This window comes from Paenibacillus sp. GQ49 (genome assembly GCF_059759055.1).
The window spans coordinates 141206-160039 of sequence record NZ_JCAXEL010000013.1 but is presented as its reverse complement, the minus strand read 5'-3'; the positions used below and the strand labels follow the sequence as shown (position 1 = coordinate 160039).

Genomic DNA, 18834 nt, shown 5'->3' with positions numbered 1-18834 from the left:
CTATAAACTAGGCATTACGTACGGTGGCAGAAGGGTTACGCTATTTACCAGATCTATGAGTTGAGTTATTGGTTGTTTTTCTATAGAATGAACAGTAGAATTGCAAATGATCGAAAGTTCCTATGCCATCAAGATGGTCACAGGTACACTTCATTGTTCATTCTATATTGAAACATTAAGGGGGCTTGAAGCCATGGAATCCTTGGGAGGACTGCTTCAGCAGCTGAACCCTGCCTTTCGTGAGCAATCGCGGCGGATTGCGGCGGAATTGATGGAAAATCCGTACGTACGCGAATTCCGCGCAGGTCATCCTGAACTGCAAGATGCACAGCTCATGACCGATCTGAGCAAGCTGTTTCAGTACGCCAAAGACTCTAAGAACTGTGCGAATTGTCCGGGACTCGACAACTGTCCTAACGATTTTCAGGGCCACTTTTGCAAACTGGAAGTAGAACATTTTAACGGTAAACCCGAAATCATAGATATAAAAGCACCTTGTTCCAAACATATCGCCCGGCAAAATGAACATATTATTAAGCAACGCATTCGCAGTTTCTATGTGGACGAGCGTGCGCTCAGTGCCGGATACAACGACGTGGAGATTATGGGCAAGGATCGGATGCGTGCTCCGGCAGTAAATCAGGTGCTTCGTTATATTAGCGAGACCAAGGAGAATGGATTATCTCCGCAAGGACTGTTTCTGGAAGGAACATTCGGGACGGGTAAGACGTTTCTGATGTGTTATCTGCTGCATGAACTGGCGGTTGCAGGCCACACGGGTGTCATTATCTATATGCCTGACTTTGTGGAGGATCTGAAATCCATGATCAGTGAAGGGCAGAAGCTGAAGGAAATGACGGATATTTTGAAAAGTTGTGATCTGCTCATCTTTGATGATATCGGGGCAGAGAATCTAAACCCTTGGGTTCGAGATCATGTGATGGGGTCCATTCTGAACTATCGGATGAATCGCAAACCAACGTTCTATACGTCCAATTACAATCTGGATGGGCTGGAGAAACATCTTAGTTTCACCAATCGGGATGGCGAGGAAATGAATAAAGGCCAGCGTCTCATGGACCGGATTCGTCCATTCGTGGATGTCATCTCCGTTCGGGGTGAGAATCAGCGTGGCAAACGTTAATTGGTTAGTCTTTTGGTCTGATCTACAAATCATACTTTTTAAACGATAAATAGTCCCAAAAAAAGCCTGGCTTTCGCATTGTCGCGAAAACCGGGCTTTTCTGGTCCTGCGTGAGCCTGGAAGCATCCTATTCGGTGAGGAATTTGAAGATAACCATACCGAAAAAGATCACTGTCATCAGGCCGGCCATGCCGGCAACACCCGCGATCAGATCAAATAGATCGTTGCGGGGTTCCTCGTTCACATGTTCACGCGGGTCGCTGATCCGCACATTTGCATCCATGTTATTGCCTCCTTATGGGGAATACAGCTTGCCCGTATGGGGGCTGAAACCCGGAGTAATTTTAGTATACTTGGAAAAGAAAGCGTTTGTAAAGATTTTGCAGTTGGTATGCCACATCCTGTAATTGTGAAGATTTGATGTTGGGAAGATGAACATTGCAGCGTTCAATTCACAAGTTTGACGTACCTGTGTTATACTGGAAGTGTCGTTCACGACGTTACAGGTTAAAATAAAACCGTAAGTATATATAAGGAGGACAATTTCATGGCTATTGTTAACGTATCCGATCAATCCTTCAACGCTGAAGTAGAAGGCGAAGGAACGGTTCTTGTTGATTTCTGGGCGCCTTGGTGTGGTCCTTGTAAAATGCTCGCTCCAATCCTGGAAGAGCTGTCCACAGAAGTTGGCGATGCAGTGAAAATTGCTAAAGTTAACGTGGATGAAAATCCGGAATCTGCTTCCCGCTTTGGCGTAATGAGCATTCCAACTTTGATCTTCTTCAAAGACGGTCAACCGGTAGATAAAGTGGTTGGTCTGAACTCGAAAGATGCGCTCAAAGGAATTATCGCAAAACACCAATAATTTACAGGCTTACACATACGCCTCCGGTTTACATGCCGGGGGCGTTTTGCGTCGAATACCTTTATATAGGACAATATAAAGTAAAAATATTTTTTACACTTGAATGTAGAGTACAGAACCGATCTGGAGAAGCGAAGTGCTCGCGTTTATCCCGGATTCATCTCTGATATATAGATGGAACTAATTATTTACACAGTAACGGAGAGGACAGAAAAAACCTGAAGAAGCGAAGCGTTCCCCTTTATCAACAGATTTTTCCCTTGAGAAAAGGGAATGAAAAAAATCTGGGGATAACAGGGATTGGAAGGTTGTTCTGTCATCGTAGTGTCAGTGTGAATTATCTTTAGTTTCTTCTTATAAAAAAGGTGACTCAGAGACAATCCGATAACGGATTGGAAGACGGTACTGTAATCAGAATGGCTTAGTGTAACCTTTTATTTATATTTTTTTCGGGAAGGAGGATTCACCGAATTATGGACCAATTCATGAATGATTTGCAGGATCAGGAGAAAGCATTGGAGCAGATTCGTCACAAGCTCGCTTTGCTGCCAGACATGTCTGGATGTTACCTGATGAAGAACAGTGAAGGCACCATTATCTACGTAGGGAAGGCCAAAGTGCTGAAGAACCGCGTACGCTCTTATTTTATCGGCAGTCATAACGGAAAGACCCAGCGTCTGGTGTCTGAAATTCGTGATTTTGAATATATCGTGACGGGCAGTAACATGGAAGCACTCATTCTGGAGTGTAACCTGATCAAGAAACATATGCCGCGGTACAACGTGTTGCTTAAGGATGACAAGACATTCCCATATCTTAAAATTACAAATGAAAAGCACCCCCGGCTGGAAGTAACCCGGCGTGTGCTGAAAGATAAAGCCAAATATTTCGGACCTTATCCGAACTCGTATGCGGCACACCAAACAAAAAAATTGCTCGACCGCATGTATCCACTGCGCAAATGTGGTGTAATGCCCAAAGAAGTCTGCCTGTACTATCACATGGGACAGTGTCTTGCCCCTTGTGTGAAGGAAGTGGAGAAGGAGCAATATGATCAGATTTCACAAGAGATTGGTTCATTTCTGAGCGGCGGTCACGAAGAGATTAAGAAGGATCTGCAGCGTAAGATGCAAGAGGCTGCGGAGGATCTTTATTTTGAACGTGCAAAGGAACTGCGCGACCAGGTAATCGCCATCGATGCGATGATGGAAAAACAGAAAATTACGATGGCCGACGCCAGAGACCGTGATGTATTTGGTTTTGCCATTGATAAAGGCTGGATGTGTGTCCAGATTCTATATATGCGTCAGGGTAAAATGATTGAACGTCACGTATCAACCTTCCCGTTTTACGGTGAGGCGTACAGTGATTTCATGTCTTACGTAACACAGTATTACAGCGATAATCCGGCATTGCCACAAGAGATTTTGTTGCCGGAAATGCCCAAGGATCTTGCAACGGATAACGACAGTTTGGATACGGGTTCTGATGCTGATGAATCGGTACCTGCCGCAGTTACGGTAGAGTTTGATCAGACGGGACAAGTAGAGCACAGTAACGCTTTCCAACCAATGGTTGCTGAGACTCTTGCAGCTTACGGAGGTTCCGCTGAGGCTGAAGGTGAACAGCCTGACAGTATGCAAGAGGATGCTCCAATAATGGATACAACCGATTCAACGGAGAAACTTCCTGCAGGTCTGGAAGACCCCACTCAGGTTGCCGCTGCTTTACAGGAGTGGTTGGAGATCAAAGTGCTCATCCCGCAACGTGGATTGAAACGCCAGATGATCACTATGGCCGTGGATAACGCACGTGTGGCATTGGAAGAGAAGTTCCGTTTGATTGAGCGAAATGAAGAACGGACATCCAAAGCTGCCGAAGGACTGGGACGTTTTATTGGATTGGATCAGCTTCACCGTATTGAAGCGTTTGATAACTCGAACATCCAGGGTACGAACCCGGTATCTGCGATGATTGTATTTACCGATGGTAAACCGGATAAGAAGGAATATCGGAAGTACAAGGTCCGTTCGGTTGAAGGACCGGATGATTATGAAACCATGCGAGAAGTCATCCGTCGCCGTTACGAGCGGGTATTAAAAGAAAACCTGACCCAGCCTGACCTGATCGTGGTCGATGGTGGTAAAGGACAGATCTCGGCTGCGGTCGATATTTTGGAAAATGAGCTGGGGTTGTTTATTCCGGTATGTGGTCTGGTGAAGGATGCGAAGCATAAGACTTCACAGTTGATGATCGGTAATCCACCAGAAGTCATCTCCCTGCCACGGGATAGTCAGGAATTCTACCTGTTGCAACGGATACAGGAAGAGGTCCACCGTTTTGCGATCTCGTTCCACCGGGAACAGCGTGGCAAATCGATGGTGACATCACGTTTGGATGCCATTCCGGGAATTGGAGAAAAACGGCGTAAGTTGCTGTTGAAGCATTTTGGCTCTTTGCGCAAAATAAAAGAGGCCAGCGTCGAAGACTTCCGGCCTCTATCTATTGGTGACAAGTTGGCAAATCAGATTATTGCAGCACTTCGTGATGAGGAGTCGTAACATACGGCTTCTCTTTTTGTTTTGGATTGAATTTGTAGACCACATATCCAACAATGGCCGGCAGTACAATCCAGAAGAGTCCGGCAGCCATATTCAGGGCATCGCCCATAAAGACCAAGCTGAGTCCCATCAACAAGCTGTCGAAGATCACATGCGCGAATACAACGGCAATGAAGCCGTGACGCAACATGATCAGACTGAACAGCAATCCAATCACCATCAGCTCAATGGGACGGGTGATTACTGGATAGATCGGATACAATGTGTGTCCAAGTGCCCAAATGATGGTTGGGATCAGACAGGCAATAAACGTGTTACGCACAATCTTCTGCATCATGCGAATTCCGAACAGTCGATAGACGGTTTCTTCACCAATACCGGCCATCCAGGCCATGATCGGGAAGAGCCAGGCATAGGTCATATTAAATGTAGATTGATCTGCTGAAGTTGTTGACCATGTGCCGATGCTTCGCTCCAGAATGAAGAACAGGATGGATTGCACACCCAGTAGAATGAATGCCCACAGGTAACCAGCAACCATGCTGTGAAGTACATATTTTCCATATCCGGGTTCTTTGGCACGAGGCCATGGGTTCAGACCTATTTTACGCCACATGCCATCACCTGCAACAAGGGACAGATAGATGGTTGCACTCATGACCAGTGTAATACCCGTCTGCATTAACATCAGGAACGCTAACATGAAGCTGGAGAGCCCTTGTGCCTGAAAGAGTGGAATCATGTTCAGCGTACCAATTACTGAAGCTGCGAAATACACCAGCGAGAGAATGATTCCGCGTTTGAAAGACGTATGTGCTCGGGTCAGAATGCTATAGATGATTGCCAGCACGCCCAGAACAAAGGTCAGGAATGCATAGCCGCCATAGGTCATCCAATTGGCTTGACGCGTTTGATCTTTCACATAATCGGTATGGGATTCAGGGACCGAGAAGCCAGGATCGAAGGATCGTACCGCCCCCTCTTCAAACGTAAAGTTCAGTTCAAGCTTGGAGTCTCCAATGGCTTTTGCAGAATCTGTATACTTCAGACCCGCTTCACCATCGCGAGTATCCAGTTGAAGTGTTGGCACTTCATAACCGAATTCGGACAGAACGCCAGCCGCGAGCTGTTGTTTCTCGTCCAGAGATATATTGCCTTCAGCAAGTACTTGCGATGTGGTCACTCGTCCACTAACCTGCTCCGCCTCAATGGCGGTATACAGGGAAGAAGGCAGTTCCCGTTTGAAGCCGACCACTTTTCCTGTTTTCATATGTACGTCAACATTAAGATATCCGCCTTTGTGTTGATCAGGCAAACGAACGCGGAATACATCGTAAGGATAGTTTGTTTCCCATTTCTGGTTATAGGTATCAAGTTGTTTGGTTTTGGCCATATACCCATAGATATCGGAATGTGTCTGGTAGGTTACCAGAGTTTTTTCATCATCATTTGGCAGTGTATAGTCATTCACAGAGGCTGCGAATGATCGTGCGGATTGCTTCGCCTGCTCCTTGGTTATGAAGGACGTGGACGGAATTTCTGTCGTTTGTGATGAGGTAGCTGGAAAGATCTGAAATACAAAAAATAGAATCAGGCCAATCGCCGCAAGCAACCCCAGCCGCTTGAAGTTAGCCTTGAGTAGCAAAGGCTGCCCTAAGGGATTCATGTAATGGTGTTCCTCCTTAATCTAATATGGATATTAAAGTTAACATAGCACAGGCCAAGCACCGAATGCCAATGATGTAACGAAAACAGGTGTAAATCCTTGAAAATGAATGAAAAGGACCGAAAGAATCTGATCCATCCGTCGCCATATCTGAGTTCTTCCCTTTTTGGCGGAATTCGATGCTATTTACACAAAAAACGTTTTGTCTACAAACGTCGCAGCGCTTATAATTTTGAAGCAAATGTGCAATGATTCGCATTTCTTTCGCCCAACAAGGGAACGAATAGAATATATTCCAACTTCATTATATATGTCGTATTAATCTGAATCATACTTGTTTAACGTTTGGCAACAGCATTTCAAATGAAGAAGGCTCCACCGGTGTGGAGTTATTTTCATTTTAGAAGAGGTGGAAGATACTCAAGTGAAACTGAATGTTCAATGGATGCGATTATCGCCACCCCGTATTCTTGTGTTAGGGTTTGCTGGCATCATATTGGTAGGCACACTGTTGTTAATGCTTCCGGCATCCAGCCGAAACGGCGACAGCCTTGCATTTATTGATGCGCTTTTTACCGCAACTTCGGCCGTCTGTGTCACTGGTTTGGTTGTAGTTGATACAGGGACTCATTTCTCTGTGCTGGGTCAGGTTGTGATTGCGATTCTGATTCAGATTGGCGGACTGGGCTTCATGACAATGTCCACATTGGTTGCCATTGCGTTCAAACGGCGGATTTCGCTTAGAGAGCGGTTGATTCTACAGGAAGCGATGAATCAAAGCACGATGGAGGGCATCGTCCGGCTGATTCGTAAAGTTGTGATTTACTCACTCATTATCGAAGGCATATGTGGCACACTGTTTGCCATCCGCTGGTCGTTCGACATGCCGGTCGGACAGGCGATCTATTATGGCTATTGGCATGCGATCTCCTTGTTTAACAATGCGGGCTTTGATATGTTTGGGGAGTTCCGCAGTCTGACCGGTTATGTGTATGACCCGTTGGTTAATTTTACAGCAATGTTCCTCATTGTCTCTGGCGGTATCGGTTTTGTGGTGTTGTCAGACCTGGTGGATTACCGTAAAACACGGAAGCTGTCTCTGCACTCCAAAGTTGTACTGTTAACAACTGGATTGTTGATTGTGTTTGGTGCACTTGTCATTTTCGTATTTGAATTCAGCAATCCCCGGACATTGGGTGGCCTGAACTGGGGTGGCAAAATTCTCGGTTCATTCTTCCAATCCATTACGCCGCGAACAGCAGGAGCTAATACGGTAGATATTGCCGGGCTGAGACAGGCAACACAGTTCTTTATGATCATTCTGATGTTCATTGGTGCTTCGCCGGGTTCTACCGGAGGCGGGATCAAAACAACGACATTTATGATTATGGCTGGAGCGGTCATCGCCATGATGCGTGGACGTGAAGATATCGTGTTTTTCCGCTATCGGCTCGTACAGGAACGGATTTTCAAGGCGCTTACCATTACATTGCTGGCGCTTTTGTTCATCATAGCTGTAACGATGGCACTGAGTACCACAGAAGACGCCAGTTTTATGATGATCTTATTTGAAACGACATCAGCTTTTGGTACTGTCGGATTATCGCTCGGACTGACGCTGAAGCTGACTACTTTGGGGAAACTCCTGATCTGTTTTACGATGTTTGCAGGAAGGCTTGGACCGATCACATTAGCGTATGCACTTGGGCAGAAAAAGGGTAAAGAGTTATACAGGTACCCGGAAGGCAAAATGATTATTGGATAAATCTATTTTTAGTGAGTTATGAAATTGATTTGGATAAGGGGTTCGTGAAGAACAATGAAAACACAGCAGTTTGCGGTGATTGGGCTTGGGCGGTTTGGCTCCAGTCTGGCGCAGGAATTAATGGAACTCGGCTACGAGGTGCTCGGGATCGATAAAAATGAAGAAGTCGTCGAAGACATAAGTGAACTGGTCACCCATGCCGTTGTAGCTGATGCCACAGATGAGGAAGTGCTGCGCTCCCTGGGTATTCGAAATTTCGACTGTTGCATCGTAGCCATTGGGGATGATATTCAGACGAGCATTCTCACTGCCATCCTGTTAAAAGAACTGGGCGTCAAGACGGTCGTGGCCAAGGCCATATCCGTCCTTCACGGACGAGCATTGGATAAACTGGGGATTGATCGTGTCGTTTATCCAGAGCGGGATATGGGCATTCGGGTTGCCCACCAGCTGGTTACCCCGAGCTTGCTGGATTACATTGAATTATCCAATGATTACAGTATTGTCGAGATGAAGGTACCCGCCTGTCTGCACAACAAAACCCTTTCGACCCTGAATGCACGCGTACGTTTTGGTTGCAGCATTGTAGCGTTACAGAAGGAAGCCGGGGTTATTATCGCTCCGACGGCACTGGATTCGCTTCAAATGGGGGATATCATGGTCATTATTGGTAATAATGCAGATATCGACCGATTTGAAGAAGAGGTTATCAGCCAGGAGAGCTGATAATTATCATAAGTTAAAATGGAAGAGCCAGGCGTTAGAGCCTGGCTGATTCAAAACTAAGGCGTCGTAGTCCTCCGTGAGGGCAATGGCGCCTTAGCTGTAAAGAGTGCAGCCGTCTCCTTGACCCATTGTCTGGAGGTCTCGCTGAGGTCCTCTTTTTCCCCATAGATCATGCAAGTTGTTCTGCGGGTCTGCTGTAATTGAGGCAAATGAACAGAAACAAGATCATTGTCTGCGAGCAATTGTGGACGAAGATATGACTTGGGCAATAGAGCAGCTGCTTTGGCGGAAGGCAGAAGTCGGATGATCGCTTCAAAGGAGTCAATCTCCATGCGAATATCCGGCATCACGGCACAGCGCTGGAAGAGATCGTCCGTTAATTTGCGGTACCAGGTGCCTTTGGAGAACGTAATCATCGGCAGATCCTGCAAATGCTCCATCCCGGCTTCCTTGCCGGACAAGGGGTGTGTAAGCGGCACAACCAGTTCCAGGTGATCGTCAAAGAGCGGCACACAGTTAAGCCCCACTTCGCTGATGGAGGAGGCGACAATGCCCACATCGGCTTTTTTGTCACGCACAAACGAGACAATCTCATGTGTTTTACCCGTCAACAGTTTCAGTTCGGCATTTGGATGTTTCTCCATAAAGGCATTGACGAGAGGTGGTAACGTAGTTTGAAGCGTCGTCAGACTGGCTCCGAGTGTAATGGTGCTCTGTTCTTCGTCTTTATACTGGGCCAGCATGGTGAGGAACTTCTGTTGCTGCTGCTTCTGTTCTACAGCGTAGGTATAGGTGAACTGGCCCACACTGGTTAACTCCAGCCGTTTGCCACGGCGGTGGAACAGGGCAACCCCGAGTTCATCCTCCAATTTGGCAATTTTACGTGAGAGTGCGGGTTGGGACAAGTTTAGTAACTTGGATGCACGGTTCAGGCTGGACTGCTCCACGACCGCTGCAAATGCATTTAACTCCTCAAACATGAACAATAACCTCTTTTCCATGAATGTGATTCTTGCCCTTGCTTAATCGTTTTCCATGTTGTATAGCCTGTAAACCCAATGTTTCACTGCTTATACCTATAGGTTATAACATTTAATAATTATATTGCAATTCCCTTATAAGAAAAAAAGGAGTAACATGAATCGTGACACAAGTTGTTCACACCTGGGGAAAACGGAACAATTTGTCGAACCTTTTCAGGGAAAAGGATTCGTGTCATGATAAGTGAAATCATTTATGAAAACGTTGTATTTAGCGAAAGGGGATCGACATTTTATGAAAGGGTTTTACTCCAGAAAGCTGCACTCCTTGCTTGGCGTCATTCCGCTCAGTCTGTTCTTTGTTGAGCATTTGGTGACGAACTTCACGGCAGTTGAAGGCGGCAAAGAAGCTTTTTACGGTGCCGTTGCATTTCTGAACGGTTTGCCTCTTGTTATTGTAATTGAGGCATTACTTATCTGGCTGCCGTTGTTCTATCACGGTGTTTATGGTCTTTACATTGCCTATCAGGCCAAGCCTAACGTTGGGCGTTACGGTAATGAGCGCAACTGGCGCTACACGTTACAGAGGGTAAGCGGTATTATTACATTTGTATTCGTCATCTGGCATGTATGGGAGACGCGAGTACAGATTGCGCTGGGTAATGTATCCCATGAAGAGATTGGCGGCGTTATACATGATGCAGTAACGAATCCGATAACCTTTGCGATATATATGATCAGTGTGGTTGCGGCGTCATATCACTTTGCCAATGGTCTGTGGTCGTTCCTCGTTAGCTGGGGAATTACAGTTGGTCCGCGTGCGCAGCGTGTATCCTCTTACGTATGTATGAGCTTGTTCGCTATTGTTTCCATCATGTTTATTGCTTCACTATTTGCTTTCCGGAGCATTGATTTCCAGACAGCTACTTCGATGATTGATGCAGTAAAAACAGTTCTAATTTAAGCATTTAGCGTATAAATGCTGACTTATAAGGGAGTGAACAGCAATGGCATCAACGAATGTAATTATTGTGGGCGGCGGTCTCGCAGGCTTGATGGCGGCGATCAAATCGGCTGAAGCCGGAGTCCATGTTCATTTATTTTCACTGGTTCCTGTTAAACGATCCCACTCTGTATGCGCACAAGGCGGCATTAACGGAGCGGTAAATACCAAGGGTGAGGGTGACTCCCCTTGGGTACACTTTGACGATACAGTATACGGCGGTGACTTCCTTGCGAATCAACCTCCGGTTAAAGCGATGTGCGAAGCAGCACCTGGCATTATTCACTTGATGGACCGTATGGGCGTAATGTTCAACCGGACACCGGAAGGTTTGCTTGATTTCCGCCGTTTCGGGGGAACGAAGCATCACCGTACGGCGTTTGCCGGAGCGACAACAGGACAACAATTGCTCTATGCATTAGACGAGCAGGTACGTCGCTGGGAAGCAGCCGGCCTGGTTACGAAATATGAGAACTGGGAGTTCCTGCAGGCAGTTTTGGATGATGAAGGCGTATGTCGCGGGATCGTGGCTCAGGATCTGAAAACGATGAAGGTACAGACCTTCCCGGCAGAAGCGGTTATTCTGGCGAGTGGTGGTCCGGGTATCATCTTCGGTAAAACGACCAACTCAGTTATCAATACAGGTACAGCGGCAAGTGCGGTGTATCAGCAAGGTGTTAATTATGCGAACGGTGAGTTCATTCAGATTCACCCGACAGCCATTCCAGGGGATGACAAGCTGCGTCTCATGTCTGAATCCGCGCGTGGTGAAGGTGGACGGATCTGGACGTACAAAGACGGCAAGCCTTGGTACTTCCTTGAAGAAAAATATCCATCCTACGGTAACCTGGTTCCGCGTGATATCGCGACTCGTGAAATCTTCAGTGTCTGCGTAGACATGGGTCTGGGTGTGAACGGTGAGAACATGGTTTATCTCGACCTTTCGCACAAAGATCCGAAGGAACTGGACGTTAAACTCGGCGGAATCATTGAGATCTATGAGAAGTTCATGGGCGATGACCCGCGTAAAATCCCAATGAAAATCTTCCCGGCAGTCCATTATTCCATGGGCGGCATGTGGGTAGATTACAACCAAATGACTAACATTCCGGGGCTGTTCGCAGCTGGTGAATGTGAATATCAATACCATGGTGCGAACCGTCTGGGTGCAAACTCATTGGTATCTGCGATCTATGGTGGTATGGTGGCTGGACCAAAAGCGGCTGAATATATCAAAGGACTTAAAAAATCGTCCGCAGATATCCCATCTTCCGTATTTGAGAAACACACCAAACAACAGAGCGACAAATACGAAGGCATCTTGAAAATGCAGGGCACGGAAAATGCCTATGTCATTCATAAAGAGCTTGGCGAGTGGATGACAGCCAACATGACGGTTGTGCGCTACAACGACAAGCTTGAAGCCACGATTGGAAAAATCAAGGAATTGAAAGAGCGCTATGGCAAAATCAACATGTATGACAGCTCCGGTTGGAATAACCCAAGCGCAGCATTCACTCGCCAATTGTGGAACATGATTGAATTGGCAGAAGCAATGACTCTCGGTGCTCTACTCCGTAACGAAAGCCGCGGCGCCCATTACAAACCGGAATTCACGGAACGTAATGACGAAGAGTTCCTGAAAACGACTATTGCAAGCTGGTCGAAGGAAGGCCCGAAAATCTCGTACGAGCCAGTAGACGTATCCTTGATCCCACCACGTATCCGGGATTACTCCAAGGATTAAATATCACGGATTTATTTATAAAATTAAATATTAAGCACCTGAACGAAGAGGCAGGACAACTTTGGAGAAGCAAAGCTTCTTCAAAGTTACTGCCATCAACGTGAGGGAAATGCCCAGAAGAAGCAAGCGCCTAGCGATGCTTCAGAACTTGAATACTGCTCATCCAGCATGAATGGAGTGCAGTTTCCAGCAAAGTAACCCACGTGCACGGCGTAGCGAAGGAAACAGCAATGCCCAGAAGAAGCAAAGCGCCTTGCGATGCTTCAGAACTTCAATACTGCCTCCAGCATGAATGGAGTGCAGTTTCCAGCAAAGTGACCCAGTGCACGACGTAGCGGAGGAAGCGGAAATGCCCAGAAGAAGCGAAGCGCTCGCCTTTATCACCGGATTTTAACCCTGGAAAGGGTTGATCAAAAAAATCCGGGGATAACAGCGATCAGAGGGGCATTCCGCTGACGAAGCGCCACCCGTGCACCAAACCATTTTGCGCATCAGCAATACAATCATCGTCACCAGAGGAGGGGACTACGATATGGCGGAACAAGCTACAGCCAACAAAACCGTCAAGTTTATCATCACCCGTCAGGATAGCCCGGAGTCATCTTCGTACAACGAAGAATTTGAGCTTCCGTACCGTCCCAACATGAATGTGATCAGCGCCCTGATGGAGATTCAGCGGAACCCCGTCAATACAGATGGCAAATCCATTGCTCCCGTGTGCTGGGATTCCAACTGTCTCGAAGAAGTCTGCGGTGCCTGCTCTATGGTCATCAACGGCAAGCCACGTCAAGCATGTGCAGCCCTGATCGACAAGCTCGAACAGCCCGTTCGTATTGAACCGATGAAGACATTCCCGGTGGTTCGTGACTTGGTCATCGACCGTAGCCGGATGTTTAGCGCCCTGAAACGCGTAAAAGCATGGATTCCGATCGATGGTACCTATGACCTTGGTCCAGGTCCACGGATGCCTGAGAAGAAGCGTCAGTGGGCATACGAGCTGTCCAAATGCATGACATGTGGTGTATGTCTGGAAGCATGCCCGAACGTCAATGAGAAAACAGACTTTATCGGTCCAGCAGCACTGTCCCAAGTGCGTCTGTTCAATGCTCACCCAACAGGGGAGATGAACGCCGACGATCGTCTGGAAGCATTGATGGAAGACGGAGGCATTGAGGGCTGTGGTAACTCACAGAACTGCGTGCAATCCTGTCCAAAAGGCATTCCACTGACAACCTCCATTGCCGAAATGAACAAACAAACGACCAAGCATATGTTCAAACGCTGGTTGGGAGTTTAATCTCGTCATAACATGTGCAGAAGTGTAATCTGCAACTTAGAAGAAGTCGTGATCCCGTGCAGCAACATGCCGGAGATCCCGGCTTCTTTTTGTGATGAAGCAGAGGAACCGGGCTATCCATGCAGAATATGGTATACTAAGGGGATGGATTAAGAGCGTAGAAGGAGGGGGAGATATGGCAGAGACACCGCGTCAGGGCAGGAACAACTCGCCGTCCCAGCGCTCGTACAAAGCACTAGGTGCAGAAGAGTCTGTGTTTCCTGGAGAAGAAAAGGATCATGATCCCTCTCGCCGAAGTTTCTTATTGCGTATGGTTTTGATGACAGCGGGTGCCAGTTTGCTCACAGGAGGTTATGCCTGGCTATGGGAACCGCGTCGTCTGGAGATCAAGCAAGTGGAGCTGAAACTTCCAAAGTTTCCAAAGGCATTTGACGGTTTGCGTGTAGTTCAGTTCAGCGATGCCCATCTTGGTTTTCATACCGGGGTGAAAGAGCTGAAGAAGCTGGCAGCAACGATTGAGGAGCAGCAACCAGACTTGATTTGTTTTACCGGAGACATCGTCGAGAGGGAAGCAGAGCCGATGCGTGAATGTATTCCCGTACTCGCCTCCATGCAAGCCAAGTATGGCAAATTTGCTGTTTTGGGGAATCATGATTATCGGGGCGGACAGCAGAATGAAGTGACAACCATGTTTCGTGAAGCCGGATTCACTTTGTTACGGAACGAACATGTGGTGATTGAACAAGGGGGCGAACGTCTGGCCATAGCTGGTCTGGATGACGCACTTACAGGCAGGCCTGATCCTGCACAAGCCATCAAGGGATTGGATCATGATGTGTGGAAATTGTTACTTATGCATGAACCGGATTATGCCGACATTGCCACTCCCTATGGTTTCGGATTACAACTTTCCGGTCATAGTCATGGTGGACAGGTACGTTTCCCCTGGATCGGGGCACTGACAACTCCGCGAGGTTCACACAAGTATGTTCAAGGATTGTACTACACGGATGTCCAGGGGGTATATTACACCACCCAGACACAGATGCCTGTGTATGTGAATCGTGGTTTTGGCATGACTCAACTGCCCATTCGTTTTCTGTGCAGACCAGAATTGACGGTGTTTGAGCTTAAAGGATTAACCACATAAAAGAATATAAGATGAATGTAAAACATAAAGGATTCAACATGAATGGAGGTTATCCAGATGGAACGAATTGCGATTGTATCCGACATTCATGGCAACATGACTGCCTGGGAAGCAGTGTTAGGAGATATCCGAAGTCGTGGCGTGGAGCGAATCTTTTGTCTTGGTGACCTTGTGGGCAAGGGGCCAGAACCGGTACAGGTTGTGGATCAGGTGAGAGCGACGTGCGAACTTGTTATCCGTGGCAATTGGGATGAACTGGTTGCGGTTAACCAAGACAACGAGAACTTTACGTGGCAAGCAGAACGGCTGGGTGAGGAACGATTGGCGTACTTGGCGGGCCTACCCTTCAGTCATCAATTTCAACTGAGCGGTCGCACCATCCGTCTGGTCCATGCTTCACCTCAAAGTGTATACCATCGTGTACAGCCGTGGGACGCGATGGAAAAGAGGTTGGCAATGTTTGATCCTCCGGCTGATGAGCCTGAGCAAGGTATTGCAGATGTTGTAGGTTATGGGGATGTGCATAACGCATACTTGCAGTATATGAACGGCAAGTTACTGTTTAATGCAGGCAGTGTTGGTAATCCACTCGATCTTCCCCAAGCTTCCTACTGTATTCTGGAGGGTGAAGACTGCAACGATAACAACACCCCATTCAATGTTCAATTTGTGAGGGTGCCTTATGATATTGAGCGAGAAGTAAAGGTTGCGCAGTCGGCGAATGTTCCTGCATTGGATTTCTATATTCGTGAGATTCGTACGGGTATCTATCGCGGGCTGCAGGAGTAGCAGCATCTGGGCTCTTTGGCGTCAGGAATTGAATGATGCAATATATTAATACTAAAATGCGAATACTAAAGTTCGTGGATCAGTTCAAATGGTATTACGCCGGATCATCTTCAGAGCATGCTTGTCTTACCGGACTAGAGCCCGTTTAGGCAAAAGGAGCGATTGTCATGCTTACCCGAAAAATGCTGGTTCAAGGCCTGCCGGCTTTGTGGACAGAGCGTCTTGTCCTGCGATCATTACGTCAAAGTGATTACAGCACATTATCGGAACTCTTCTCCGATCCTCAAGTCATAAGATATGTGAATAGGGGAAGCCAGCCCACGTCAATCCGAGCGAGACGGTTATTGAACCAGATACGGAGCAGCAGCGCCAAGCTGGATTCGTTACATTATGGGATCTGCTGGAGAGGCAAGGAACAGGTGATTGGGATCACCTCATTCCAACACTGGAATGATCAGAATGGTACCGCACAGATTGGTTATATCCTGAACAGGTCCTGTTGGGGCATGGGTGTGGCTACCGAGGCGGTACAGCGGCTGCTGCAGTTTGGATTTGACGATCTTCATCTGGGGAGGGTGGAAGCACGTTGTTATCAGGCCAATGTATCTTCACAACGGGTGCTAAGCAAAATAGGGATGTCCTATGAGCGGAGTCTTCCCTCGTTCGGACTGCATGATGAGGATGACGAGGGATCAGAATCCCTGATGGATGTTAAAGTGTACAGTATGTACCGGGAACAATACGCCAGACCGCTTCAGGAAAAAGACCTACAAACCCTGGTATCTGACAAGCCGCAATGACATAGAGTAAGAGTAGTCAAACGTGAATGAATCGAACTTCAATCATTTGTTACACAATTGAAATATAGCTGCAATTGAACTCTAACAGACAGGGGGTAAACTTATCTCATGACCCCCTTTTTGATAATAGATAATGCTGTTGGGACCCGCGTGAGCGGGTTCATTTTTTTATCCATATAAGTTAACTGTGGATTATTTACACTGGCCACTCCGATGACAGATTAACCTTCCGATCGCTGTTATCCCCAGATTTTTTGATTCTCTTTTGAAAAGGGAAAATCCGGGGATAGCGTATGCTTCCGATGCAGCTTTCTTTCAGAAGGCTTTTAGGCGACCGCTTAGCTTCTTTAAGTTATTTCTGTCCTCTCCGTTATCGTGTAAAATATAGTTATATTTCCTTTATAGGACTACAAAGCCCCCCACGGCGTGAACAAGCGCGCTGTGGGGGGCTTTGTGTTTGCTCTATTTTACAGTGATACAACCTGCATCTGTTTCTGCTTGAAGTATACCCAGTCGGTGAATCCGATCTCCTTGAGACGTGTACGAACGTCATCCAGCTCGTCTGCAACCCGCTGCGGTTTATGAGCGTCCGATCCAAATGTCACCTTCACCCCATAATGATGGGCCCGTTCCAGAATGGCATCTGAGGGATACCAGCCACCACTGATCTTGGTTTTGCCTGAAGTGTTAATTTCGATGGCTACGTTGGATTCTGCAATAACCTGCAACGTTTCATCAATGGCCTGATCAGCGATAATTTCCGAGAAGGGTGGATAGTTTCCTTTCATCGCATCAATATGCCCTAGGATCTGGAACATACCGCTGCGAGCCGATTGCCGGATCAATGAATAATAACTCTCTTTCACTTCAACTTTGCGAGCATCGCTCAGTCCTTTCCACCGGGTTTTGTTGAAGATACTCACATCCTCGGTATGATGAACTGAACCAATAATATAGTCAAAAGGATACTGTCCCAGTGTGGTACGGTACAATTCTGCATGAACAGGGAAATAGTCGGATTCAATGCCGAGCAGCACATCGATTTTACCAGCGTATTCTTCTTTCAAAGCAAGGACTTCTTCCACATAATGCTGCAATTCAGACTTGCCCATTGCGATCCGGGGAAATGCCTGCTCAAGCTCACTGCCAAAGTACGGCGTATGATCCGAGATACCGATCGCCTGAAGTCCTGCCTTAATACCTGCCTCTATATAATCGCGGATGTTGCCGTCTGCGTGACCACAACGAAAATGATGTGTATGAAGATCAAATTTCATATGGAATCCTTCCTTTCTCATGGCTCATTGTCATTCTGAACTGATGAATTGGGTTTCCGGCATACCTTTGAGGTCACTTATGAATTGTTGCATTGCTGAGTTAAGGTATCGACTGGACTTATAGATGACACCAACAGGGTGACTGACCTCCAGCTCACTTAAGGGTATCATTCGCAATGTACCTTGACGCAACTCATGCGCAACAGATTGTTTGGAGATGACAGCTGCCCCGAGATCAATCTCGACCATCCGTTTCACTTCTTCGCTGCTCGATAACTCCATTACAATATTAGGTTCAATATTATGTTTCTTGAAGATAGTTTCCGTAAACCTTCGTCCTACTGTATCAGGGGACAGCAGAATCAATGGTGTACTGCGGAGCACATCCACTGCAGCATGTTTTTTCTTCGCCAGCGGATGGGAAGGAGATACCACGAGTTCAAATGTGTCATAGTACAGCACAGATGTATTCAGGTTGGGATTACGCTCCGTGAGATAACCGATACCAATATCAACCAGACCATTTTCGACCTGGGTATAGATCTGTGATGAAGGAAGGGATTGGATACTGGTTTTGATCAGCGGGAATTGATCTTGGAAATAGGATAACACCCTTGGCAAGATCTGAATAGCAATGGAAGTTGTTGTGCCTAATACGATACGTCCCTGAGGCGTTTCATCAAGATCGGACAATTTTTGTTTCAACTCATCAACGATATCGAGCATCCGTTCAGCGTGCTCAAGGAATACCTGTCCACGGTCTGTCAGGGTAACGGGTTGGTTACGATCCACAAGCACGGTGCTGAATTCGTCCTCCAGACTTTTGATCTGGGCCGAGACGGCAGGCTGGGTCAGGTTCAGAAGTTCTCCCGCTTTGCGGAAGCTCATCGTTTTGGAAATGGTAATTAGTGTCTCCAGTTGGCTTATGTTCATAGGTGACCTCCTTGCAGGCAAAATTTCTTGATTATGTAGTGTTTCGTGCGATGTAATCCCGTAACTGGTTATTGTTCCGTTATCTTAAATTATAGGTGATTCAGGACAGCAGAGCAATGAAGGCAATTGTC

The 18834-nt window shown here is 47.0% G+C and carries 17 protein-coding genes; 11 read left to right on the top strand and 6 right to left on the bottom strand.

The genetic code is table 11. The features are described 5' to 3' along the window. Positions 1–193: 193 nt before the first annotated feature. Positions 194–1144, top strand: a complete 951-nt coding sequence (dnaI, locus tag AC6CIF_RS21405) for a primosomal protein DnaI (protein ID WP_036605787.1) — start codon at positions 194–196, stop codon at positions 1142–1144. A 127-nt stretch (positions 1145–1271) separates the two neighbouring features. On the opposite strand, the gene AC6CIF_RS21400 is transcribed toward dnaI, so the two are convergent. Beyond that, a complete protein-coding gene (locus tag AC6CIF_RS21400; protein ID WP_017692450.1) occupies positions 1272–1427 on the bottom strand; it encodes a hypothetical protein in 156 nt (51 codons plus the stop codon). Positions 1428–1691: 264 nt separating this feature from the next. Between AC6CIF_RS21400 and trxA the strand changes: the two genes are divergently transcribed. Continuing rightward, on the top strand, positions 1692–2009 hold the full coding sequence (trxA, locus tag AC6CIF_RS21395) for a thioredoxin (RefSeq protein WP_017692451.1): 318 nt from the start codon (positions 1692–1694) through the stop codon (positions 2007–2009). A gap of 473 nt (positions 2010–2482) precedes the next feature. Further along, positions 2483–4570, top strand: coding sequence for an excinuclease ABC subunit UvrC (uvrC, locus tag AC6CIF_RS21390; protein WP_498201461.1), 2088 nt, complete (start codon positions 2483–2485; stop codon positions 4568–4570). Here the strand turns inward: uvrC and AC6CIF_RS21385 are convergent. Then, a complete protein-coding gene (locus AC6CIF_RS21385; RefSeq protein ID WP_498201460.1) occupies positions 4539–6236 on the bottom strand; it encodes a CPBP family intramembrane glutamic endopeptidase in 1698 nt (565 codons plus the stop codon). The two genes, uvrC and AC6CIF_RS21385, sit on opposite strands and share 32 nt — an antisense overlap. 445 nt (positions 6237–6681) lie before the next feature. Between AC6CIF_RS21385 and AC6CIF_RS21380 the strand changes: the two genes are divergently transcribed. Further along, positions 6682–8001, top strand: coding sequence for a TrkH family potassium uptake protein (locus AC6CIF_RS21380; protein WP_498201476.1), 1320 nt, complete (start codon positions 6682–6684; stop codon positions 7999–8001). Between the two features lie 54 nt (positions 8002–8055). Continuing rightward, positions 8056–8727, top strand: a complete 672-nt coding sequence (locus AC6CIF_RS21375; protein WP_498201459.1) for a potassium channel family protein — start codon at positions 8056–8058, stop codon at positions 8725–8727. 56 nt (positions 8728–8783) lie between these two features. Here the strand turns inward: AC6CIF_RS21375 and AC6CIF_RS21370 are convergent, their stop codons facing one another. Beyond that, a complete protein-coding gene (locus AC6CIF_RS21370; protein WP_074096338.1) occupies positions 8784–9707 on the bottom strand; it encodes a LysR family transcriptional regulator in 924 nt (307 codons plus the stop codon). Between the two features lie 295 nt (positions 9708–10002). Here AC6CIF_RS21370 and AC6CIF_RS21365 point away from each other — a divergent pair, with 295 nt between their 5' ends. Together AC6CIF_RS21365 and sdhA are read left to right on the top strand one after the other, a co-directional pair. Beyond that, positions 10003–10671: a succinate dehydrogenase cytochrome b558 subunit gene (locus AC6CIF_RS21365; protein ID WP_036605792.1), complete on the top strand. Its 669-nt coding sequence runs from the start codon at positions 10003–10005 to the stop codon at positions 10669–10671. Positions 10672–10714: 43 nt separating this feature from the next. Then, positions 10715–12457, top strand: a complete 1743-nt coding sequence (gene sdhA, locus AC6CIF_RS21360; RefSeq protein WP_036673387.1) for a succinate dehydrogenase flavoprotein subunit — start codon at positions 10715–10717, stop codon at positions 12455–12457. A gap of 159 nt (positions 12458–12616) precedes the next feature. Here sdhA and AC6CIF_RS21355 read toward each other — a convergent pair whose 3' ends face one another. Beyond that, positions 12617–12841, bottom strand: coding sequence for a hypothetical protein (locus AC6CIF_RS21355; protein ID WP_498201458.1), 225 nt, complete (start codon positions 12839–12841; stop codon positions 12617–12619). Positions 12842–12989: 148 nt separating this feature from the next. On the opposite strand from AC6CIF_RS21355, the gene sdhB reads away from it, so the two are divergent. The 4 genes from sdhB (at position 12990) to AC6CIF_RS21335 (ending at position 16493) form a co-directional block, all read left to right on the top strand. Next, positions 12990–13754: a succinate dehydrogenase iron-sulfur subunit gene (gene sdhB / locus AC6CIF_RS21350; RefSeq protein ID WP_036605794.1), complete on the top strand. Its 765-nt coding sequence runs from the start codon at positions 12990–12992 to the stop codon at positions 13752–13754. Positions 13755–13929: 175 nt separating this feature from the next. Then, positions 13930–14904: a metallophosphoesterase gene (locus tag AC6CIF_RS21345; protein WP_498201457.1), complete on the top strand. Its 975-nt coding sequence runs from the start codon at positions 13930–13932 to the stop codon at positions 14902–14904. A gap of 57 nt (positions 14905–14961) precedes the next feature. Then, positions 14962–15693: a metallophosphoesterase family protein gene (locus AC6CIF_RS21340; protein ID WP_076211110.1), complete on the top strand. Its 732-nt coding sequence runs from the start codon at positions 14962–14964 to the stop codon at positions 15691–15693. 167 nt (positions 15694–15860) lie between these two features. Then, positions 15861–16493 carry a GNAT family N-acetyltransferase gene (locus tag AC6CIF_RS21335; RefSeq protein ID WP_498201456.1) on the top strand — a complete coding sequence of 211 codons (633 nt, stop codon included), beginning with the start codon at positions 15861–15863 and terminating at the stop codon, positions 16491–16493. Positions 16494–16960: 467 nt separating this feature from the next. On the opposite strand, the gene AC6CIF_RS21330 is transcribed toward AC6CIF_RS21335, so the two are convergent. Further along, positions 16961–17770, bottom strand: coding sequence for a histidinol-phosphatase (locus tag AC6CIF_RS21330; RefSeq protein ID WP_498201455.1), 810 nt, complete (start codon positions 17768–17770; stop codon positions 16961–16963). 30 nt (positions 17771–17800) lie between these two features. After that, positions 17801–18703 (bottom strand): LysR family transcriptional regulator, encoded by a 903-nt coding sequence (locus AC6CIF_RS21325; RefSeq protein WP_036605798.1) that lies wholly within the window; start codon positions 18701–18703, stop codon positions 17801–17803. Positions 18704–18834 lie beyond the last annotated feature (131 nt).